General features: G+C 67.4%; 16 protein-coding genes. 15 read left to right on the plus strand and 1 reads right to left on the minus strand.

The genetic code is table 11. The features are described from left to right. Nucleotides 1–4 precede the first annotated feature (4 nt). From ACWESM_RS13700 to ACWESM_RS13770, 15 genes are all read left to right on the plus strand, one after another. Entirely contained in the window at nt 5–1,183 is a 1,179-nt protein-coding gene (locus tag ACWESM_RS13700; protein ID WP_397281266.1) for an acyl-CoA dehydrogenase family protein, read from the plus strand. Between the two features lie 5 nt (nt 1,184–1,188). Next, the gene (locus tag ACWESM_RS13705) at nt 1,189–2,334 is read left to right on the plus strand and encodes an acyltransferase family protein (RefSeq protein WP_356965413.1); all 1,146 of its coding nucleotides are present in this window, start codon (nt 1,189–1,191) and stop codon (nt 2,332–2,334) included. Nucleotides 2,335–2,716: 382 nt separating this feature from the next. Then, nucleotides 2,717–3,745 (plus strand): isocyanide synthase family protein, encoded by a 1,029-nt coding sequence (locus tag ACWESM_RS13710; RefSeq protein WP_364435725.1) that lies wholly within the window; start codon nt 2,717–2,719, stop codon nt 3,743–3,745. Nucleotides 3,746–3,759: 14 nt separating this feature from the next. Next, entirely contained in the window at nt 3,760–4,563 is an 804-nt protein-coding gene (locus tag ACWESM_RS13715; RefSeq protein WP_364435722.1) for a TauD/TfdA dioxygenase family protein, read from the plus strand. Nucleotides 4,564–4,590: 27 nt separating this feature from the next. Further along, nucleotides 4,591–6,387 carry an NAD(P)/FAD-dependent oxidoreductase gene (locus ACWESM_RS13720; protein WP_452491976.1) on the plus strand — a complete coding sequence of 599 codons (1,797 nt, stop codon included), beginning with the start codon at nt 4,591–4,593 and terminating at the stop codon, nt 6,385–6,387. Between the two features lie 9 nt (nt 6,388–6,396). After that, nucleotides 6,397–7,338: a GlxA family transcriptional regulator gene (locus ACWESM_RS13725; protein ID WP_356965410.1), complete on the plus strand. Its 942-nt coding sequence runs from the start codon at nt 6,397–6,399 to the stop codon at nt 7,336–7,338. Between the two features lie 219 nt (nt 7,339–7,557). Beyond that, nucleotides 7,558–9,237 (plus strand): S8 family peptidase, encoded by a 1,680-nt coding sequence (locus ACWESM_RS13730; RefSeq protein WP_452491978.1) that lies wholly within the window; start codon nt 7,558–7,560, stop codon nt 9,235–9,237. Then, nucleotides 9,209–9,649: a hypothetical protein gene (locus ACWESM_RS13735; protein ID WP_452491979.1), complete on the plus strand. Its 441-nt coding sequence runs from the start codon at nt 9,209–9,211 to the stop codon at nt 9,647–9,649. Before ACWESM_RS13730 ends, ACWESM_RS13735 begins: the two co-directional genes overlap by 29 nt. Before the next feature lie 89 nt (nt 9,650–9,738). Next, complete coding sequence (locus ACWESM_RS13740) at nt 9,739–10,089, plus strand: hypothetical protein (RefSeq protein ID WP_356965407.1); 351 nt, start codon at nt 9,739–9,741, stop codon at nt 10,087–10,089. Between the two features lie 521 nt (nt 10,090–10,610). Then, nucleotides 10,611–12,254, plus strand: coding sequence for a fatty acyl-AMP ligase (locus tag ACWESM_RS13745; RefSeq protein ID WP_452491980.1), 1,644 nt, complete (start codon nt 10,611–10,613; stop codon nt 12,252–12,254). Between the two features lie 30 nt (nt 12,255–12,284). Beyond that, complete coding sequence (locus tag ACWESM_RS13750; RefSeq protein WP_356965404.1) at nt 12,285–12,551, plus strand: acyl carrier protein; 267 nt, start codon at nt 12,285–12,287, stop codon at nt 12,549–12,551. After that, nucleotides 12,548–16,834, plus strand: coding sequence for an aminotransferase class I/II-fold pyridoxal phosphate-dependent enzyme (locus tag ACWESM_RS13755; protein ID WP_452491982.1), 4,287 nt, complete (start codon nt 12,548–12,550; stop codon nt 16,832–16,834). The genes ACWESM_RS13750 and ACWESM_RS13755 overlap by 4 nt, the downstream gene beginning before the upstream one ends. 430 nt (nt 16,835–17,264) lie before the next feature. After that, a complete protein-coding gene (locus ACWESM_RS13760; RefSeq protein WP_452491984.1) occupies nt 17,265–18,872 on the plus strand; it encodes a carboxylesterase/lipase family protein in 1,608 nt (535 codons plus the stop codon). Between the two features lie 230 nt (nt 18,873–19,102). Then, nucleotides 19,103–19,354: a S1 RNA-binding domain-containing protein gene (locus ACWESM_RS13765; protein WP_355076594.1), complete on the plus strand. Its 252-nt coding sequence runs from the start codon at nt 19,103–19,105 to the stop codon at nt 19,352–19,354. Between the two features lie 210 nt (nt 19,355–19,564). Next, complete coding sequence (locus tag ACWESM_RS13770; RefSeq protein ID WP_355076592.1) at nt 19,565–20,251, plus strand: PAS and ANTAR domain-containing protein; 687 nt, start codon at nt 19,565–19,567, stop codon at nt 20,249–20,251. Nucleotides 20,252–20,260: 9 nt separating this feature from the next. Here ACWESM_RS13770 and ACWESM_RS13775 read toward each other — a convergent pair whose 3' ends face one another. Next, complete coding sequence (locus ACWESM_RS13775; protein WP_356965402.1) at nt 20,261–21,337, minus strand: baeRF2 domain-containing protein; 1,077 nt, start codon at nt 21,335–21,337, stop codon at nt 20,261–20,263. Nucleotides 21,338–21,481 lie beyond the last annotated feature (144 nt).

Here is a 21,481-nt window from a genome sequence, read left to right on the forward strand (position 1 = left end):
CGCAATGACTGCAGCAACAATTTCGGCGACATCCCTGCTGACCGCGGTGCGTTCGCTGGTTCCCGATCTGGCGGCACGTCGCAGTGAGATCGATGCGGAGCGCAGGCTTCCCTCCGACATCGTCGAGCGGCTGCGTGAGATCGGTGTGTACCGCATGTGTTTCAGTGCGGAGATCGGTGGCCCCGGCCTGACGTCGCTGGAGCAATTCGAGGTCGTCGAGGCGCTGTCCTACGGCGACACCGCCACCGGCTGGTGCGCCATGATCGGCGCCGCGACCGGCATCTACGCCGGCTATCTCGACGAGCGGGCCGTCGCGGAGCTGATGCCGACCCAGGATCTGATCACCGCGGGACTGATCTTCCCGGCCGGCCGCGCCGAGCGGGTGGCGAACGGTTATCGCTTGACGGGGCGTTGGAAGTTCGGCAGCGCCATCACGCACGCGGACCTGGTCATCGGCGGCGCTTTCGTGACATCGGGCGGTCGCATGGAAGAGACCGCGGAGGGCGCGCCGGTCGTCCGGCTCTTCTTCATGCCCCGCGATCAGGTCGCCGTGTTCGACACCTGGGACACCACGGGCTTGCGCGGCAGCGGCAGCAACGATTACGCGGTCGAGGGTCTCTTCGTCCCGGAGCACCATTCCTTCGCGTTCAGTGAACGGAAGAGCTGTCGCGGGAAGCTGTCCGAACCGGAGGCGCTGGCCCGCATCATGCCGGGTGTCCCGCTCGGCACGGCCCGTGCGGCCCTCGACTACGTCCGCGGCCTGGCGGAGGGGAAGACGGTGAACGCGACCGGTCAGAAGTGGGCGGACAACTACCGCGCCCAGTACCTGCTCGGTGAGTGCGAGATGGAGTACATCGTCGCGCGCGGCGCTGTCGTCAACACGGTGGAGGAGCTGTGGAACGCGTTGGACCACAGGCGTTTCGCGGACTTGCCGACCGATCTCCGGATCGCGACCGCCTTGGCGAGGACCAACGCGTTCCGCGCCGCGCAGCGCATCCTCACCCGGCTGTGCGAACTCGTCGGCACCGATTCGATCTACCGGCCGAATCCGCTGGACATCTGGCTGCGTGACACGAACACGATGGCGCGGCACATCATCGCGCACGACCAGGTGATCCAGTCCACCGGCGCCTTCGTGCTGGGCGGCAGGCCGGAATTCCCCTTCGTCGTGGGTCTGGGCTGATCGCGATGGAAGTCGATAATCGCAAGCGGCTGCCGTCCCTGACCGGACTGCGGTTCTTCGCGGCGTTCTCGGTGTTCGTCTTCCATGTGATGCTGCCCGCCTCGCCGATACCGCCTTACAAACCGGTCAATCTGTTCGCCGACCCGGATATCGCCTACGACGCGGCATGGGTGGTCGGCAAGGCGGGTTTTCTCGGGGTGTCGTTCTTCTTCGTCTTGAGCGGCTTCGTGCTGACCTGGTCGTGGAAACCGGGATCGAGCAAATTGCAGTTCATTCGGCGGCGAGTGGTCAAGATATTTCCCAATCACTTGACGCTGTGGGTGGCCTCGATGGTGTTGTTCGCGGCGGCTATCACGCCGTGGAAGGCATGGCTGCCGAATTTATTCCTGATCCATGCCTGGTTCCCGCAGAATTACATCAACGCGGGGGTCAACACGCCGTCCTGGACATTGTCCTGTGAGCTCCTTTTCTATGTTCTGTTCCCGTTCTTGATACCGGTCGTACTGCGCATCGAGTCGAAATACCTGTGGTACTGCGCCGCCGCCATGGTGGCCGGCATCTGTGTGATCGTGCTGCTGACCGCATTCGTCATACCGAGTTCCGAGAAGTCGGAGCTCACACCCATACCCGTATTGCAGCTCTGGTTCGGCTATCTCTTTCCGCCGTCGCGGCTGTTCGAATTCTTCCTCGGCGTGTTCGTGGCACGGATAGTGCAAGAGGGGCGCTGGATACGGGTGCCGCTCTGGGCGTCTCTCGCAGCGGTGGTCGCGGGATACGTGGTGGCGATGTACACGCCGTTCTACGTCGGCTTCGTCCTGGCGACCGCGGTGCCCCTCGCGCTGTTGATCGGGTCCGCCGCCCAGTCCGACCTCGACGGCGCCTCGCGGTTCCTGTCCAGCAGGCTCATGGTGCGGCTCGGTGAGATCTCCTTCGCCTTCTACATCTGTCAAGGCGTGACGCTGTTCTACGTCCGCCGCACGATGGACGCCGCCACCTTCAGCGCGCCGGTCGCGGTATCGCTGATCGTCGCGTTGTTCTTCCTGAATATTCTCGCCGCATGGTCTTTGTTCACCTTTGTGGAATCTCCCGCGATGCGCCGCTTCGCCCGGCCGAAACGCGTCGCGGTTGTCGCGGAAAAGGTGGCGAGTTAGGCGCTTCGGTTTACTGTCGGCAACAATCGAATTACCTGTTCGGCGGTGCGTGGCGATGCCATGCACCGCCGAATTGCCTTCCCTGCGGTGGAAAACAATATGGTTGCCGCCCTGTCCGGGCAGCGCTATCCTGGTGTTATAAACCACAGAACCGTTTAAAACATGGGGGGTGCTGGATCAATTGGGGTAGGTGATTCGGATCCGGCTGTGAGCATCGGGGCTCGCGGTTCTCGGGTATCGAATGAATTTCGGCACTGAATCCGTATCCCAGCACGACGTTCTGATCGCAAGCAGATGCCGACGGCTCGCTCCGCGCTGATCGCGGGAATTTTTCTGTGCCGTCCGGTTGCGTGCGCTCTTTTTGTGTGTCCGGAAGGTAGTGATGAGTACGACTGTCGACAACGGCTCCGAGCGACTCCAGGAGCTCGAGCGACCACAAGCCCACCCGAGACCCGACGACGACGTCGAGTCGGTTGCCACCCGGATCCTTCGCATGGTCTTCGCCCGTCGGCGCAGTGCCGAGGAGAAGTCGCTGTGCGATGTGGCTCCCTGTGCGGACTGCTTCGCGCCGCACCTGAGCAAAGTGATCCGATACATCGAGGCCGGCGTGCCGGTCCATTTCATCATCCCCGCGTTCCCGGCGAAGTCGCGCAACCGCCGCAAGACGCTGGGGCGGCTGCCCGACATGGCGGAAACTCTGGCGATCGAGTCCCTGCAGGGATTCTGTGACCAGATCTCGGCCGTCTACCGGCCGGGCGCCATCGTCACCATCTGCTCCGACGGCCACGTGTTCAGTGACACGCTTGGCATCCCGGACGTTCACGTGGACGACTACGGTGACGAACTCCGCCGCGTCATCCGCTCGACCGGCGGCGGCTCCGTCGGCCTGTACGGCCTGCGCGACGCCATGCCGGAGATGTCCTGGGACGAACGCAGGCGCCGCCTGCTCGCCGAGTACTCCGACGGCATCGACGCGCTGCGCGAGGCGATCCGGACGGAACCCGCGGCCCGGCGCATGTTCAACGGAATACACCGGTTCATGGTCGAGGACAACGCCGTGCTGTTGCCCGACCTGTCGGCCACGAAGCGGCGCAACCGATCGAAGGAGACCGCTTACGCGGTGGTGCAGCGCAGTCAGGCGTGGAGCCGTCTGATGGGAGAGATCTTCCCCGACGCGGTGCGGCTGTCGATCCATCCGCAGACGAATCACTCCGAGAAGATCGGCTTCCATCTGCTGCGGACCCAGGACAGCTGGCTGACTCCGTGGCACGGCGTGGTGCTCGACGACGGAACGAACTACTCGCTGGTCAAGCGGATGCACGCCGAGGAGCTTGGTGCTCGTCTGGTGTGGCGCAACAGTCGCCCCAGTCATTTCGTCCTCGGACGGACACCAGAGATCGAAACACAGTGAACCTGAGGAGACACATGACGAAAAGCTTGAACGAGGTACTGCTCGAGGGGGAGCCGCTGCGGCCGTTCGGCCGCCTGGTGGAGTCCGGTTCGGAAGGACGAACCCTCGCCGATGTGCCGGTCGAGGAACTGCTCGCGCTGGCGCTGGATGCGAAAGTGGTCGTACTCCGCGGATTCGGCCTGCTCGGCAAGCAGGAACTCGAAAACTATTGCCGGACAGCGGGAGAGATCCTGCAATGGAACTTCGGGTCGATCCTGGATCTGGTGGTCCGGGACACTCCCGACAACTATCTGTTCGACAAAGGCGATGTCCCGTTCCACTGGGACGGCGCGTTCGCCGAGCAGGTGCCTCGATTCTTCCTCTTCCAATGTCTGCGCGGCGAGGGCGCGGGCGGCGAGACCGTGTTCTGCGACAGCGTCCAAACCTATCGGGACGCCCCGGAAGACCTGAAAGAACTGTGGGCCCGTACCTCGATCACGTACCGCACCGACAAACTCGCGCACTACGGCGGCCTGGCCGAATGGCCCTTGCTCGGCACCCATCCGGCCACCGGCGAGACGACGATCAGATACGCCGAGCCCCTGGATCCCGCGCGCTACGCCAATCCGCTGTTCTTGACCGTCGACGGCATCTCGGCCGAGGACGGCGTGCGCGTCATGGAGGACCTGCGCGAGCGGCTGCACGACGCCCGCTACTGCTACGCCCACGAGTGGCGGACCGGCGACATCGTCGTGGCCGAGAACCACGCTCTGCTGCACGGCCGGAACTCGTTCACCGGGTCGGTCTCGCGGCACCTCCAGCGCATCCAGATCATCTGAGAAATCGGCCATCAGGGAGGAATATCAATGGCTAATTCAATCTCCGGACCAGCGGACGACTACGACGTCGTCATCATGGGTGGTGGGCCCGCCGGGTCCACGCTCGCCGCGATGCTCTGCCGCGACACCGATCTGCGTGTGGCGGTGTTCGACCGCGAGGTGTTCCCGCGCGAGCACATCGGCGAATCGGGTGCGCACCCGCTGGTCCCCGTTCTGCAAGCCAGCGGCGCGCTCGAGAAGGTGCTGGCGAGCGAGTGCTGGATCCAGAAGTTCGGCGGAATCTACCAGTGGGACACCGAGCGGCCGTTCGTCGGCTTCTTCGAGCACTCGGACTATCTGGTCGACGGTGTGTACCGCTGGTCGGTGCACATCAACCGCGCCGAATTCGACACCGTGCTGCTCGAGCACGCCGAGTCCTGCGGCGCGCACGTCTTCCAGGGCGTGCGGGTGGTGCGGTTCCTCGCCGACGCGGACCGGGCCACGGTCGTGCTGGAGGACGGAACCGAGGTCACGGCAGGCTATTTCGTCGACGCTTCCGGCAGGGCGAATCAAGTGGCCGCCCGCGGGTCGCAGCGCGACAAGCAGTGGCTCTCGGACTACCGCAACGTAGCCGTGTGGTCGCACTACCGCAATTGCGTGCCCGCCCAGCGGGCGGCGGGGGACTGGAACGTGTTCCGCGCGGACGATCTGTCCCCGATCTACGCGGTGGCGTTCGAGCACGGATGGGTGTGGTACATCCCGACGCCCCGGCTGGTCGACGGCGTGCGGGAGACGGTGTGGTCGATCGGCGTCGTGACCAATCCGGAGTCGATCGCGCGGGTGGATCTGCGTGATCCGGACATTTTCCTGAAGACGATCAAGTCGATTCCGGTGCTCCAGGATCTGGTGGCGAACGCGGAGCCGATCCGTGACGAGATGCTGACGGCCACCAACTATTCCAGGGTCAGCGAATGCTTCGGCTCGTACGAGGATCGCTGGATGGCGGTCGGGGACGCGTCGTACTTCGTCGATCCGCTCTTCTCCTCCGGCATGTCCTTCGCCGTCACGCAAGCGTGGGCGGCCGCCTTGGTGCTGCGCAAGACGTTCGACCAGGAGTTGGACGAGCAGTCCAAGCGAGATCTGTGGCGGGACTACGACGTCGAGTGGCGCGGGATGGCGGAGACCTGGGCGCTGAGTATCGACCAGTGGTACCACGAGATCTCTCGCTCGCATCCGGACAGCCCCTACTGGAGCGCGGAAGGCAGGCGAGTCGAAGCCGACAACGCGACGGAGGGAACCTTCCAGGCGTTGCTGAACACCGCGCTGGTGCCCGACCTGCTGAACATCATGACCAAGGGCACCCGAGATCCGCGCGACCTCGCCAACGAAGGACCGTACCTGCGGGCCTTCACCGCGGCCGACGCGGTCGAACTGGCGCAGGACGACATCGTGGCGCTGTCTCCGGACGCACGCATTCGCACCGGCGTGGCGGCGGACATCCCCGGCTTCAAGGGGATGTCGCCGCCGTTCGAGATTCCGCAGGTGGTTCGCGACGGACTGGCCGCCTACTGGCGGGACCCCATCGCCAACAGCGACGCGGCGCCGTCGCCGCTCGCCGACGCCGTTGCCTGCCATCGGATCTACTCCGCGGCCGACCCGGACATCGAGGTGCGGTGCCTGGAGCGCGACGGTGGCGAGCAACTGTGGGAGACGCTGAAGCGTGGTCCCGCCCGGTGGTCGGAGCTGGCGCCACAGTTGACGGTGCTGCAAGGGCGCGCCCTGAAGCGCTTGATCCGCGCCGGGTTGGTGGTGACGGGACCGGACTCGCAGCAGCGGGTCGACTAGGTCGAGGACATGAGGTCATTGGCTGTTCTGGCCGTCGACGACGTGATTCCGTTCGATCTCTCGGTTCCGCTCGAAATCTTCGGGCGGGCCATGCAGGAAGACGGCACCGCGGCGTACGAGGTTCAGGTCTGCGGGGTGCAGTCGGACGTTCCGTCGAAGTTCTTCGACATCTCATGTCCCGGGGGAATCGACTATCTCGAGGACGAGGCCGAAACCATCGTCGTGCCGGGAGCGATGAGTTATCGGTCGCAGATACCGGATCGGTTGCGAAAGGCGTTGGTGCGCGCCCATGAGCGAGGTGCGAGGGTGGCATCGATCTGCTTGGGCGCGTTCACCCTCGCCTCGGTGGGGTTGCTCGACGGAAAGCGCGCGACGACGCATTGGATGGCCGCTACCGAATTGTCGAGGAGCTATCCGCGCGTTCGAGTGGATCCTACGGTGCTCTACGTGGACAACGGGAGCATCCTGACTTCGGCCGGCGCCGCGGCCGGGTTGGATCTGTGCCTCCATATGGTGCGCACGGATTACGGGACCGCGGTGGCGGCGGATACCGCCAGGTTGTCGGTGATGCCGTTGACCCGCGACGGGGGACAAGCGCAATTCATCGTGGAACGTCCGCGCTCGGAGGCGGACAGCAAGTCCATCAATCCCACACTGGAGTGGGCGGAGATGATGCTCAGTGAGCAGATCACCGTGCTGGATCTCGCGGAACGAGCCGGAGTCAGCAAGCGCACGCTGATCCGGCGCTTCCACGAGCAGGTCCGGATGACGCCGAACGAGTGGCTCCAGACCGCCCGGGTGCGCAGGGCGCAGGTGTTGCTCGAGACGACCATTCTGACGATGGAGTGCATCACCGTTCGAACGGGATTTCCTTCGGTGGCCGCATTCCGGAAGGTCTTTCGCAAGACCGTGGGGGTGACGCCGCAGGAGTACCGGCGGGCCTTCCGCTGACCCGTCGCGCGGCTGTCCGCGTGACCCGTCGTCTCTCGCCGTGGATTCGCGTACCGGTCCGGATCCACGGCGAGAAGTCCCGGGCGCGAGGCCTGCGGGTTCCATGGGTCTGCCGAGGCGGGAGCCGCCGACACGAGAGTGTCGCTCTACTCCGTGTTTCCGCGGTGGCCGCAGTTTTGGTTCATAGTTGGTGCTTCGGTCCCCACGGCGAAGGAGATCATGGTGCCCACGGCGAATTTCGGTACGAAGGACGATCCTGGTTTCGAGCTGGCGCAGAGTCCCGATCTGATCGTGGTGCGCACGCACAGCGGTCGCGGGATCCGGCGGCAATCGGGGTCGGTGCGCACCCCGCTCGGCGCCGAACTCGACGACGCGACACTGGTGCAGGCCTACCCGGAGGCGGGGGTGGAGGTCTACCGGCTGCCCGCGGGATCGAGATCGGTGGAGCAGCGCAAGCCGGTGCTCGACGCCGCGCCGGAGGTGCGGTTCGCCGGGCACGTCCTGGTGGATCCTGGCACCGGGGAACCGGTGCTCTATACGGAGAACATCTTCGTGAAGTTCGTCGACCGCGTCGATCGGGAGCATTGTCTCGCTGTGCTCGAAGCTGCGAATCTTACTGTGAAGCAAGAGGTTTCGTACGCGAACAATGCGTACTTCACGGCGGCAACGGAGGGCACCGGCCAACAGGTGTTCGACATCGCCGCCGCGCTGCTGAATCGCGACGACGTCGAGTACTGCCATCCCGAGCTGATCCGCAGCCGCGCCAAGAAGACCATCTTTCCCCAGCAGTGGCATCTGAAGAAGACCGCCATCGGCGGTGTCACGATCGACGCGCATGCCGGAGTGGAAGCCGCCCACGCGATCACCCGAGGGGCCGGGGTGACGATCGCGATCATCGATGACGGCATCGACATCGACCATCCCGAATTCGCCGGTGCCGCCAAGATCATCGCGCCACGGGACGTCACGGCGAAGACCGGCGATCCGCGCCCGAAGGACAGTTTCGGAACCGGCCCCGACAACGGTGACAATCACGGCACCGCGTGCGCGGGCGTGGCCTGCGCCAACGGCACGGCCGGAGCATCCGGAGTAGCGCCGGAAGCCCGGCTGATGCCGATCCGGCTCGCCTCCGGGCTCGGTTCGCAGGCCGAGGCGGACGCCTTTCAGTGGGCCGCCGACCACGGCGCGGACGTCATCTCGTGCAGCTGGGGCCCGGCCGACGGCGCATGGTTCCAGCCCGGCGATCCGGCGCACAACCGGGTCGTGGCGCTGCCCGCGAGCACCAGGCTGGCAATCGAGCACGCCGTCACCAGCGGACGCGGCGGCAAGGGCTGTGTGGTGCTGTTCGCGGCGGGCAACGGCAACGAGTCCGTCGACAACGACGGCTATGCCGGTTTCGCGAAGGTCATCGCCGTCGCGGCCTGCAACGACACCGGTAAGCGCAGCGTGTACAGCGATTTCGGCAAAGCGGTGTGGTGTGCGTTCCCCAGCAGCGACATCGGGCACCGCCCGTTCGGGCATCCCGCCCCGCTCACGCCCGGAATCTGGACGGTGGACCGGCACGGTGCCGACGGCTACAACCCCGGCACGACGGCGTCGGGCGACGCGGCGGGCGACTACACCAACGACTTCGGTGGTACGTCCAGCGCTTGCCCGGGAGCAGCCGGGACAGTCGCCCTGATGCTGTCGGTGAATCCCGGGCTGTCCTGGGTCGAGGTGAAGAACCTGCTGAAAGGCGCCTGCGACAAGATCGATCCGCAGGGTGGCGGCTACGGGTCCGACGGCCACAGCGACAAGTACGGGTACGGCAGGATCAACGCCCTCGCCGCGGTGCGAGCGGCGCGGCCGGAGGGAGCCGAATCCGCCGCCGATGCGGTGCTCACCGTGGGAGGAGACTGAGGGGGTGACGGCGGAGGGCGTTCGGTTGATCGTGGTGGACGCCGCGAATGTCATCGGTTCACGACCCGACGGATGGTGGCGCGACCGCCCGGGTGCCGCTCGGCGACTGCTCGAGCGGATTGCCGGACTGCCGGAACGTCTGGCGGAACGCACCGAGGTGATCGTGGTGCTCGAGGGAGCGGCGAAGACCGCGGTCGATGCGGCGGACCCGGAGGTCGGCGGCGTGCGGGTGGTGCGGGCGGACGGTTCGGGCGACGACGCGATCGTCGGTGTGGTGGCCGCGGCTCGTGCGCAGGACGACCGCCGTCCGATCACCGTGGTGACGGCGGACCGGGGACTGCGTGACCGCGTGGCGGTTCACGGCGCGGATGCGGTCGGTCCACGCTGGTTGCTCGACCGCGTCGGCTCCTGACGCGGTCAGCGCCGGGCGGTAGGTCTCGCATTGATGACGCCCGGCGTTTCACCCATCTGTCCAGTCCGTTTTGCGGCAGTCTGAGCGGTATGACCGCCTCCGACGTCGTGGGGATGCCGTTGCTCTACCTGGTCGAGATCTCCGAGCCAGGTTACTTCAATCGGCCGTGGTGGAAGATCGCCAGCACCGGCGCGCCCGGTCAGGTTCGCGCGGCGCTCGCCGAACTGGCCGTGCGGGTCGAGCGGGACGTCCAGCGCGCCGGCGGCGCGGGTCGGTGCTGGTACCGCTACGACGTGCGGTGGTCCGACGGCGCGATGCTCGAGTGTTTCCAGGGCGCGATCCGATCGATACTGATACCAGGGGAGTTGCGCTGCCTGGCCGTCGCCCTGACCTCGGCGACGACCGTCGATTTGCGCTCCGCCGAGCGTCCGCCCCGCTGAGTTGGCACTGGTGACAGACGCGTAGAGCCCCGAAGGCTTCGGGGCTCTACCCGTATCCGCGACTCAGTCCAGCAGAGCCGGTTGTTTGGCGTCCTGCTGTGCGGCACTCGCGTGTCCCGCCTCGGTGCGAGCCTCGGCGCAGCAGATCGCGGCCATCATCCGTCGCCCGGATCAGGCGGGCCCGCTCATGAGCCGTATCGGGCGAGACTGCCATGGCCGCTCCAGACGAGATAAGTTGCTTGCGCTATGCAACTATATAGTGATTGCTTGCGCTAAGCAACTAGTGTTGCGACGGTCCTCGGCCGGTCACGGATATGTGCGGTCAGCAGATCGGCAGCTATCTACACGGCGGCGCGGGAATGCCACCACCCCAGGGGTGTCACGATGCCACCCTGTGGGTTTGCCGGGCGCTCCCTGCGGTCCCTGGTTCTGCGGTTGTGGCCAGCGCACAGTAGTAGCCGAACTCCCGATGCCGATCGCTACGAAGGAACCACGAGATGCAGCCGACTTTCGTTCACCACATGAGGCAACAGGTTGCCGAATATGGGGATGCCAGGTCATACACCTATCTTCGTGAGGCCGGGCTCGAGCTCAGCGAGGAGATCCGCACCTACCGTGAACTCGACCGTGACGCCAGAGCGTTCGCGGCTTGGCTCGCGGGCCGTCCGGAGTCGGTCGAGCCGGTCGTGCTGCTCTATCTCGACGGTATGGCCTTCTTGCGGGCGTTTCTCGGGTGTCTGTACGCCGGGGTCGTGGCAGTTCCCGCGCCCGTGCCGCACGATGCGAACAGCACGCGACGACTGGCAAGTGTGATCGCGGATTCCGGCGCCCGATTGGTACTCACGACCGCGCACTTCCAGCCGCTGGTCGAAGCGGCTGCGCCTGTGACCGTAGTCGCGGCCGACGGTCCGCTCGGTGAGCCCGACGCGTGGCGGATGCCCGCCATCGACGCCGCCACGATCGCCTTCCTGCAATATACGTCCGGCTCAACCGGCACACCCAAAGGCGTTGTCGTGACCCACGGCAATCTCATGCACAACGAGGCCGCCATCGCCGCGGGCGGGATGAACGATGCCGGCACCGGCGTCGGTTGGCTTCCGCACTTTCACGACATGGGTCTGATCGGGCTGCTGCTGGGGGCGGTATACGCCGGCGCGAACCTGGTGTTCATGGCGCCGACGACGTTCCTCAAGCGCCCGGTGCGCTGGCTGCGCGCCATCAACAAGTATCGCGGGACCTTCACCGCCGCACCCGATTTCGCCTACGACCTGATCGCGCGCCGGGTGACCGACGAGCAGTTGGCCGATCTCGATCTCAGCACGCTCGAGATCGCGCTCAGCGGCGCCGAACCGATCCGTGAGCGGACCATGACGGCGGTGCTCGAACGGTTCGCGTCCGTGGGTTGGCGGCCGACGACATTCCGGCCGGCCTACGGCCTGGCCGAGGTGACGCTGCTCGCCAGCGGCCGAACCGCCCCTTCGGCGCCGGTCTTCCTCGACATCGGCCACGAAACTCGGCTCGTCGGCTGCGGACACGCGGCCCGTGGTCTCGATATCCGGATCGTCGACCCGCACCGGCGGCAACAGCTGCCGGAGAACACCGTCGGCGAAATCTGGATTCGCGGCGGCAGTGTCGCCGTCGGTTACTGGAACCGCCCAGAGGAGACCCGCGAAACCTTCGAGGCTTACCTCGGCACCGAGGGACCGTTTCTGCGCACCGGTGATCTCGGTCTGCTGAGTGACAACGAGTTGTTCGTCGCGGGCCGCCTGAAGGATCTGTTGATCGTCAACGGACGCAACGTCTATCCCCAGGACATCGAGGGGATGATCGGCGAGTTGCATCCGGCGTTCGCGGGCAGTGCAGGCGTCGCCATATCCGTCGATGCGAGCGGCCGGGAGAGGCTTGTCGTGCTCCAGGGTGTCAAGACGGCGCTGCAAGGCGACACCACCCTCGCCCAACTCACCTCGACGATCAAGTCGGCGATCGCTCGCAGGTTCGACGTGCCCGCGCCGAATGTCGTTCTCGTCGCGCCCAGGTCGGTGCACCGCACTACCAGTGGGAAGGTCCGGCGCAGCTCGATGCGGAAGGCGTTTCTCCAGGGCCGCGTCGCGAATGTGCTGCACGAGGATCTCGAACCGGCGCTGAGCCGATCCATGACCGTCTGATCGATCGAAACCCGCCGAGGAGCCTGAAACATGTTCAGCGCCATCACTGTTCGCCCGAAGACGATCGAGGATTGGCTCGTGGAGCGCGTCGCGGATTACACCGAGCGCGCACCGCACGAGGTGGATCCGTCCGTCCCGCTCGCCGAGCTCGGCCTGGACTCCGTCTCGGCGGTGAACCTGTGCGGTGAGATCGAGGACCGATGGTCGCGCGAGGTCGACCCGATCCTGGTCTTCGAGTACCCGACCATCGCCGATATCGCCGCCTACCTCGCCGCCGAATTCACCCTCGCCGCATGACCGACATCGCCATCGTCGGCATCGACTGCCGATTCCCCCAAGCACCCGATCCGGCCGCGCTGTGGCGGCTGCTGATCGACGGACGTGACGCGATCTCCGAGGTCCCGGCGAGCCGCTGGAACGCCGCCGACTTCCACGACCCGGCCGGTGCGCCCGGCACCATCAACACTCGCGGCGGCGGCTTCCTCGACGACGCGGACGCGTTCGACGCCGAGTTCTTCGGCATCCCCCCGCGCGAAGCCGAGGCGATGGACCCGCAACAGCGATTGCTGCTGCAAGCCACGTGGCGGGCCTTCGAAGACGCCACACTCGACCCGCGCGGCGAGGCCGGTTCGCGGACCGGGGTGTTCGTCGGCGTGATGGCCAACGAATGGGCCAACCTGCAGATGAGCGACTACGCCGCGATCACGCCGCAGCACGGCTCCGGCAACGGCTACTTCATGACCGCCAACCGGCTGTCCTACCAGTTCGACCTGAGAGGACCGAGTGTCGCGGTCGACACGGCCTGCTCGTCGTCGCTGGTCGCGATCCACCTCGCCTGCGGCGCCCTGGCTTCCGGCGAGTGCGACCAGGCCGTCGCCGGTGGCGTCAACCTCGTGCTCACCCCCGCCGTCGGCGTCTTCTACACCCAGGCCGGTCTCTCCGCTCCTGATGCTCGGTGCAAGCCCTTCAGCGGCAGCGCCGACGGGATCGTGCGCGGCGAGGGCGTCGCGGTGCTCGTGCTCCGGCGGCTCGCCGACGCGCAGGCGGCCGGCCTGCCGATCTACGCGGTGATCAAGGGCAGCGCGGTCAATTCCGACGGGCGGAGCAACGGCATCACGGCGCCGAACCGGTGGGCGCAGCAGCAGGTGATCGGGGAGGCGTGCGAGCGTGCCGGGGTACGGCCAGAGCAGGTGGATTTCCTCGAGGCGCACGGCACCGGAACGGTGCTCGGCGACATGATCGAGGTCAAGGCGCTGGGGCAACTGCACGGGCGCGACCGGTCGCGGCCGTGCGGAATCGGTTCGATCAAGGGCAATCTCGGTCACACCGAGGGCGCGGCGGGCGTCGCGGGCCTGATCAAGGTGGCCCTCAGCCTGCGGCACGGTGTCGTTCCGCCGTCGCGGTTCGCAGATCAGGAGAATCCGCGGCTGCGGATGAGTCAGCAGGGTCTGCGTCTGCTCACCGACGCGATGCCGCTGGACGGTCCCGGCTACGGCGGAGTCAGCAGTTTCGGCCTCGGCGGCACGAACGCCCATGTCGTGCTGGGCAGCCCGCCCCTCACCGGAACGTCAGGGACGCCCGGTGGCGGAGTGCTCACCCTGTCGGCGACCGACGCGGAAGGCTTGCGGCGCAATGCCTATCGCCTTGCCGATGCCTTGGCGGCCATGCCACAGGACCAGTTCGCGCAAGTCTGCTGGACCAGCAACCGAATCAAGTCCTCCGGTCGCGCCAGGCTCGCTGTCGCCGCGGCCGATCGCGACGCCGCGATCGCCCGGCTGCGCGACGGTGCGGAGACCGGGGTGGTGCGGCCGGTCGGCGTCGGCTGGATGTGCACCGGCCAAGGTTCGCAATTCGCGGGCATGGCACGCGTGTTGGACGCGGCCGTCCCGCTGTTCCGGCACGCGCTGGAGCAGGTCGACCAGGTCATGGCGGCCCATCTCGGCCGGTCGGTGCGCGAGCTGATGCTCGACGAGCACACCGAGATCGACCGCACCGAACTGGCGCAACCGGCGATCTTCGCGATGGAGTACGCCTTGGCCGAGTCGCTCGCCCGCACCGGCGTCCGTCCGGCCTGGGTGATCGGACACAGCATCGGCGAGTTCGCGGCGGCGGCAGTGGCGGGCGTGTTCGACCTGGACGACGCCTGCCGTCTCGTCGTCGCACGAGGCGAGCTGATGCGGCAGCTCCCGGAGGGCGGCGCGATGCTCGCCGTGCGAGCGGACCCGGCGGAAGTCGCCGGAATGCTCTCCGGCCGAACGGACGTCGCGATCGCAGCCGTCAACGGTCCGGGGGAGATCGTGTTGTCCGGCGCCGCCCCGGCGATCGTCCGCATGCGGGAGGCGCTCGCGGCGCGTGGGGTCGCAACCAGGCCGCTCACCGTATCGCACGCCTTCCATAGCCCGCTGATGGAACCCATGGTGGAGCGGTTCGAGGCGGTCGCCCGCGAATGCGCCTATCGGACACCGGTTCTGCCGCTCTATTCGACAGTGCGCGGTCGCCTGCTCGACGCGAACGAGACGATGGACGCCACTTACTGGACCGAACACGTTCGCGCCACAGTGCGCTTCGGCGAGGCGGTCGAGGCCGCGCTCGGCACCGATCCGAGCCATGTGATCGAGATCGGGCCGCGCCGCGTCCTCGCCGCGCTGGTGGGCCGGATCCGTCCGGATCTGGCGCCGCGCTGCCTGACGCCGAACCCCGGCCCCGGCGCGACCGGCGGCGAATTCGCAGACGTCGTCGCCGCGCTGTACCGCGACGGACTCGACCCCGACTGGGACCGGCTCTACGAACCCGCGCAGCGCGTGCGCCGGAGGCTGCCCGGCTACGAGTTCGCCACCGACCAGCGATTCTGGGTCGACCCATCCACCACGCCTTCCCGATCCACGCAAGCCGAGGAAACCTCCATGGACCAGTTGATCGCACTCTTCCGGGAACAGAACGCCGTCCTGGCGAGTCTCGTCGGCGCGCCCGGAGAGCAGCGGGCGGGCGCCGCGTCCCTGACGGAGCCGACGGTGCGCCAGCAGATCCCGGTGCCGACGACCACCGCGAAGCCGCCGCCCGCACCGGAAGCGGTCGCGGCCGTCGTTCGCGCGGAATGCGCGAGGGTCAGCGGATTCCCGGCCGATCGGCTCCGCGATGCCCAAACCCTCGGCGCCGACCTGGGATTCGACTCCCTCATGGTGACCGACCTGATCGCCGCGCTGGTTCGCAAACTACCCGCGGCGACCATCGACCCCGCTCGGTTCACGCCAACGACGACGCTCGGTGACGTCGTCACCCATGTCACGACCTCGGCGGGTGCGACCATTCCGCCGCAGAGCGCGCAAGCCATGGCCGCCGAGCCGACCGAACCCCGGCACACGGTCATCGAGCCGGAGTACCGGATCTCGGAATTCGGGGAGGTCAAGGCGATCGCCGACCGGTTCTCCGGCGTCGAAGCACTCGGTCTGTCCAACCCATACTTCCTGATCAACGACGGCATCACGCGGGACACCTCCGTCGTAGACGGTACGTCGGTGCTCAACTTCTCCAGCTACAACTATCTGGGGTTGTCCGGTCATCCGGCGGTCGTCGCCGCCGTGCAGGAAGCCGTGGCGCGCTACGGCAGTTCGTGCTCGGCCAGCCGGATCCTCTCCGGCGAGAAACCGGTGCACCGCGAACTCGAGGCCGAAATCGCGGGCCTGCTCGGCACCGAGGACGCTATCGCGTTGGTCGGCGGCCACTCCACGAACGTCACGATCATCGGGCACCTGGTCGGCCCGGAGGACCTGGTGATCCACGACAGCCTCGCGCACGACAGCATCGTGCAGGGCTGCAAGCTGTCGGGCGCGACCCGCCGCCCGTTCCCGCACAACGACCACGCCGCCCTCGACGAACTGCTGACCGAGATCCGCGGCCGGTACCGGCGGGTGCTGATCCTGATCGAAGGCGTCTACAGCCAGGACGGCGACATTCCGGACCTGCCCGCGATCATCGCGGTCAAGAAGAAGCACAAGGCGCTGTTGATGATCGATGAGGCGCACAGCATCGGTGTGCTCGGCGCGGGCGGTGGGGGCATCGGCGAACACTTCGGCGTCGCCCGCGACGATGTCGAATTGTGGTCGGGAACGATGTCGAAGGCGCTCGCCGGATGCGGCGGGTACGTCGCGGGCAGCGCGGAGCTGATCCGATTCCTGAAATACACGACTCCGGGGTTCGTCTACAGCGTCGGCATGACGCCGATGAACGCCGCCGCCTCGGCCGCGGCGATCCGGCAGATGCGGTCCGACGGCGAACCGCTGGAACGCCTACGCCACAATTCCCGGCTGTTCCTGGGACTGGCCCGGGAAGCGGGCATCGACACCGGCGACAGCCATGACACACCGATCGTCCCGTGCATCGTCGGCGACTCGGTGAAGACGCTGAAACTGTCGAACGCGCTGCTGCGTCGCGGCGTCAACGTCAACCCGATCCTGTACCCGGCGGTGCCGGAGAATCTGGCGCGCCTGCGGTTCTTCGTCACCGCCTGCCATACCGAAGACCAGATCCGCGACACGCTCGAGATTCTTGCCGAGGAACTCGCGTTGCTCGCCGACAGCTGACGCGCGACTCGGCTGTCGCCGGTCGGACGCGTACCGACGGTGGCCACCGGTCCGCGGCGACCGGAACGGCTGCGTCTGTACCGCGACGCGCACCGGACCGCTGTAGCATCAGCCGGGTGCCATTGCCGCAGCTCAATCGGTAACGGCGACTTTCCGCGGGTTGGATGGACGATGAGGGCCGGGCACGGCGTCCGCTGTCGGGTGTTGTTCGAACGCCGTCGACGCAGTCGGCCAGGAGGGTTCACGGGCGCCGTACACGTGTGACTGCCAGGTGAAGGGTTCGAGCGGCGATTCGGTTCCCGCCGCGTGCGTCCGGTCGACTCCTGATCCGAGGGTGCACGCCGAGCCGATCGATGCCGGCTACCGCGGTGGACGAGGCCGCCTGCCTCGCCGCCGACCGTAGCGCTCGCATCGGAGGTAGGGCACAGCCATGATTCGCTCGATCGTGCGAACCGCGACCGCTCTGACGGTCGCCGCCGGTACGTGGTTCGCGGGTGCTCCGGCGCCCGTGGTCGCGTCGCCGCCGCTGGATGTGGTGGTGACCGGCGGCGCGATCTCCGGCCGCGCCGTCGACGGGATCACCGAATACTTCGGCATCCCGTTCGCCGCGCCCACCGGGGGCGAAGCACGGTTCGCGCCGCCGCGCCCCGTGTCGCCGTGGCCCGGCGTGCGCCCTGCGCGCGACCACGGGCCGCAGTGTCCGCAGACGGGATACCTGCCCGGCATACCGTCGCTCGCGCCTACCGGCGAAGATTGCCTGACCATCGATGTCTACGCGCCGGACGGCGACCGCGACCGCGCGCGGCCGATCATGGTGTTCTTCCATGGTGGCGGCTATCTCGACGGCTCCAACACCGAATACGACGGTCCCACCCGGATGGCCGCGGATGGCGACGTCGTCGTGGCCATCCCCAACTACCGCCTCGGACCGTTCGGCTTTCTGGCACTGCCCGAGCTCGCGGCCGAATCCGGCGGCGCCACCGGTACGGTCGCCATCCAGGATCAGCAAGCCGCGTTGCGCTGGTTGCGCGACAACGCCCACGTCTTCGGCGGCGATCCGGACAACATCACGATCTTCGGGGAGTCCGCCGGCGCCGTCAGTGTCTGCACCCACTTCGCCGCACCCGGCTCCGACGCCCTGTTCGCCAAGGCGATCATCCAGAGCGGTCCCTGTGCCCAAGCGCCCCTGGCACCGAGCGATCGTGCCGACGCTTTCGCGCGCTCGCAGCGCTATGCGGACAGCGTCGGATGCGGCGACGCCGCGACCCGGCTGGCCTGCCTGCGCGCACTGCCCGTATCGAGACTCCTGGACTCGCCGATCGCCCGATCCGAGGGGGAGAATCCCATTTGGTTTCCCGCCATCGACGGCGTCGTCATCACTCGGACACTCGACGAGGGCCTGGTGGGGGATCCGAGGAAAGCGCCGATCCTCATCGGGACCACCACCGCGGAAGGTGCGTTGATCGTCGCCGAAACCGACTATGCCCGCGGCCACATCCCGGACGCGGCGAGCTACGAGCGTTTCGTGCGCCGGTCCTTCGGCGCCGACGCGGACCGCGTCCTGGCCCGATATCCGCTGGACCGATTCCCGTCACCGGCAGCAGCCCAGGTCGCGGTGATCACCGACAGCGAGCTCGCCTGTCCCACCATGTCCACCAGCCGAACGGCGCGCGATGCCGGACATCCACTGTGGCAGTACGAATTCGATCAGGCGCCGCTCGGTGCCGCCAATCCGGTTCTGCCCGGCGCCTTTCACTCCGCCGAGCTCTACTATCTGTTGACCAGATTCATGGGCGTGCCGATTCCTTGGACCGGCGCGTCCGCCGCTTTCGCCGCGCAGATGCAGCGATGGTGGACCACCTTCGCCCACACCGGTGACCCGAACGCGCAGGGTTCCCCCGAATGGCAGCCCTGGCCGGCGTCGACGGGAAACGGCCCCGATGGATCCGCTCTGCTCATGCGGGCGACCGGCAGCGTGATGACGGACGATTTCGCCGCCAGGCACGACTGCGCGTTCTGGGCGGAAATCGACCGCTGATCCATCGCCCGAAGTCCGTGATGGACTGTGCTTTTCGTTGTTCTCCGGCTCTTGATCTTGCCGTGCCGCTTCGCGCTGGGTTATGGTCGTCGCCATGACTGCCGGGTCGGCGACACGCCGCACACAGAACGGTTACCCGGCCGCGCTGTGATCATCAGGCGGGCCAGGGGCCCGCCGCCTTCTTCGCGAATCCCATGTCACTACAGGGACGCCGGAAGGAGGTGAAACACATGTCCCATTCGGAATCACCGCAGCGCGGATGGCCGGACTTCGTCGCCGCACACGCTCGGGGCGGAGTGCTGGAGGCCACTGTCGTGCAGATCGCGCCGTTCGGCGCGTTCCTGGAGGTCGCTCCAGGAATTCACGGATTGCTGCACCGCACCGAGTGGTCCACCGAACCGCAGGTCGGTGCCACTCTGACGGTGCGCATCCTCGATATCGATACCGAGAGGCAGCGGGTCGCTCTGGCGCACGCTGAATAAGGCTCGGCACGGGCGTGCCGGGGCAGACTCCACCTGCCCCGGCACGACCCCAAGACTATCCCGGCCATGGTGACGGGCTCGCGGCGAATCGTCCGGCCGGCCCTGCCGCCGGGAATAAGATGATGTTGTCACCGCGTGCGGTGTGCGGTCGAAGTCCGCTTCGATCGCCGGGATCAGGTGAGACGCTGCAGGTAGGAGCATACTTACGCGATGAACGAATCGGGCGACTCAACCGTGGACACGGCCGAAGGCACCGTAGCCAGGGTAGTCGGTGCGGGGATCCCGCAAGCCACGGGAAGCTTCCGGTTCTGGTTCGCCGACCAGCACTGGGAGTGGTCGGACGAGGTCGCCGCGATGCACGGCTACGGACCCGACGCGGTGACGCCGACGACCGAGTTGCTGCTCGCGCACAAGCACCCCGAGGACCGGGATCACGTCGCGGAGGCGATCGAGAAGTCGGTGCGCAACGCCGAGCCGTTCTGCAGCCGTCATCGCATCATCGACACCGCGGGTGTGCCGCACCATGTGCTCGTGCTGGGCGACACCATGACCGACAAGAACGGCACCGTGGTCGGCACCGCGGGCTACTACGTCGACCTGACGGCCACCATCGCCGAGGACCGCCAGGATCTGCTCGACGACACGCTGCCGCGACTCGTCGAAGCGCGCGCGCTGATCGAGCAGGCCAAAGGCGTGCTGATGCGGGTCTACCGGATCAACGCCGACCAGGCATTTCACGTCTTGCAGTGGCGCTCGCAGGAGACCAACGTCAAGCTGCGCGACCTCGCCGCCCAGCTCATCGCCGAAATCGACCGGCTGCCCCCGGCGCCGCCCGGGGTGCAGACCGCCTTCGACCACATGCTGCTCACCTTGCACGAGCGCATCCCGAAGTCGTAGGGAGCGGTCCTAGTGGTCGCGCAGCACGGCGCCGACCCCGTCGTGCAGGGCTGCCACGGCGTCGACCAGGACGATCTCGGCCCCGATCGCCAGAGCGGCCACCGGCAGCGCCTCGTCGGCGCGGCGCATCTCACCGGCCGAGCCGTTCGTGGCCGGGCCGATCAGGGGGTTCGGGGCCGACCCGGCCAGCACCAATCGGTCGCCAAGCACCCCGCGATCGAGCAGTAGCCGCTCCACGGTGGCGGCGCGCAGCACGCTGGTGGTCGCGGCCAGTCCGGCCACCGCCAAGCCGTCCGGGCGCTCGATCTCGGCGGCGAAGCGCTCGAGGACCCGGCGGCGCCGCTGCGCCGCCACCCGGTGCAGAATCTCGCGGACCTCGGCGTCGAGCGCCTCGGGGTCCGAACCCGGTGTCAGCGTGCCGGTTTCGGCGTCGATGACATCCCTGCCCTTCGCATCGAACACCGCCCGAAGTTCCGCACGTGCCAAGGCTTCCCCGGCGAGCACGACGACCTCCGCGCGCACGGTATCGGCGAGCCGGTCCAGCTCGCCCGCGAACTCGCGGACGTCGCGTCGCGCCGTGTCCTCGATTCGCTGCCGGATCGTGCGGTGCGACCAGTCGTCGCGCCGAGGCTCGAGCGCCGGATGGCCGGCGCTGCGGAGGGTGTGCCTCGTTTCGCTGCCGTGGCCGTCGAGTCCGTACAACTCCGAGCCCACTCGGCCCACGAGGGCGACGACATGCGGTACTTTCTCCGCCTGCGCCTCGATCAGCGGCAGCAGGTAGGGCAGGGGCGACACGCGGACGGTCTCGATGTCGGGCGGGCTCGGTAGACGTTCGTCGGCGAGCACCTCGGTCTCGTCGGCGATGAGCAGCCTGCCGCATCGCCCCCGCGCAGGCGGGTGCAGTTCGATCGCCTGGGCGAGCAGCCTGCGGATGCGCGGCCGGGCTCCGCTGCGGTCCAGTTCGGCGTCGATCGAACGCCAGTGCAGCTCGGTGTCGCGCGCCGCGTCCTCGGTGTCGTGGGAACTGTCGAAGCAGACCGATGCGAAGGGCCCGTGCTTATGGATGATGCGGCGGAGGTCGGCCATCGGTATCACCTGGGCATCCCTGGCCGCGAAGGTCCGTGCCGGTGGCCGTCGGAAACCACCGGCGACCACTCGGTCCGTGCCGCTCGGCGCCAGGTGACTTCGTCGTGTGTGCCGACGGCTTCGGTTCGGTGCACCACAGTCGGC

Source organism: Nocardia sp. NPDC003999, from assembly GCF_053604885.1.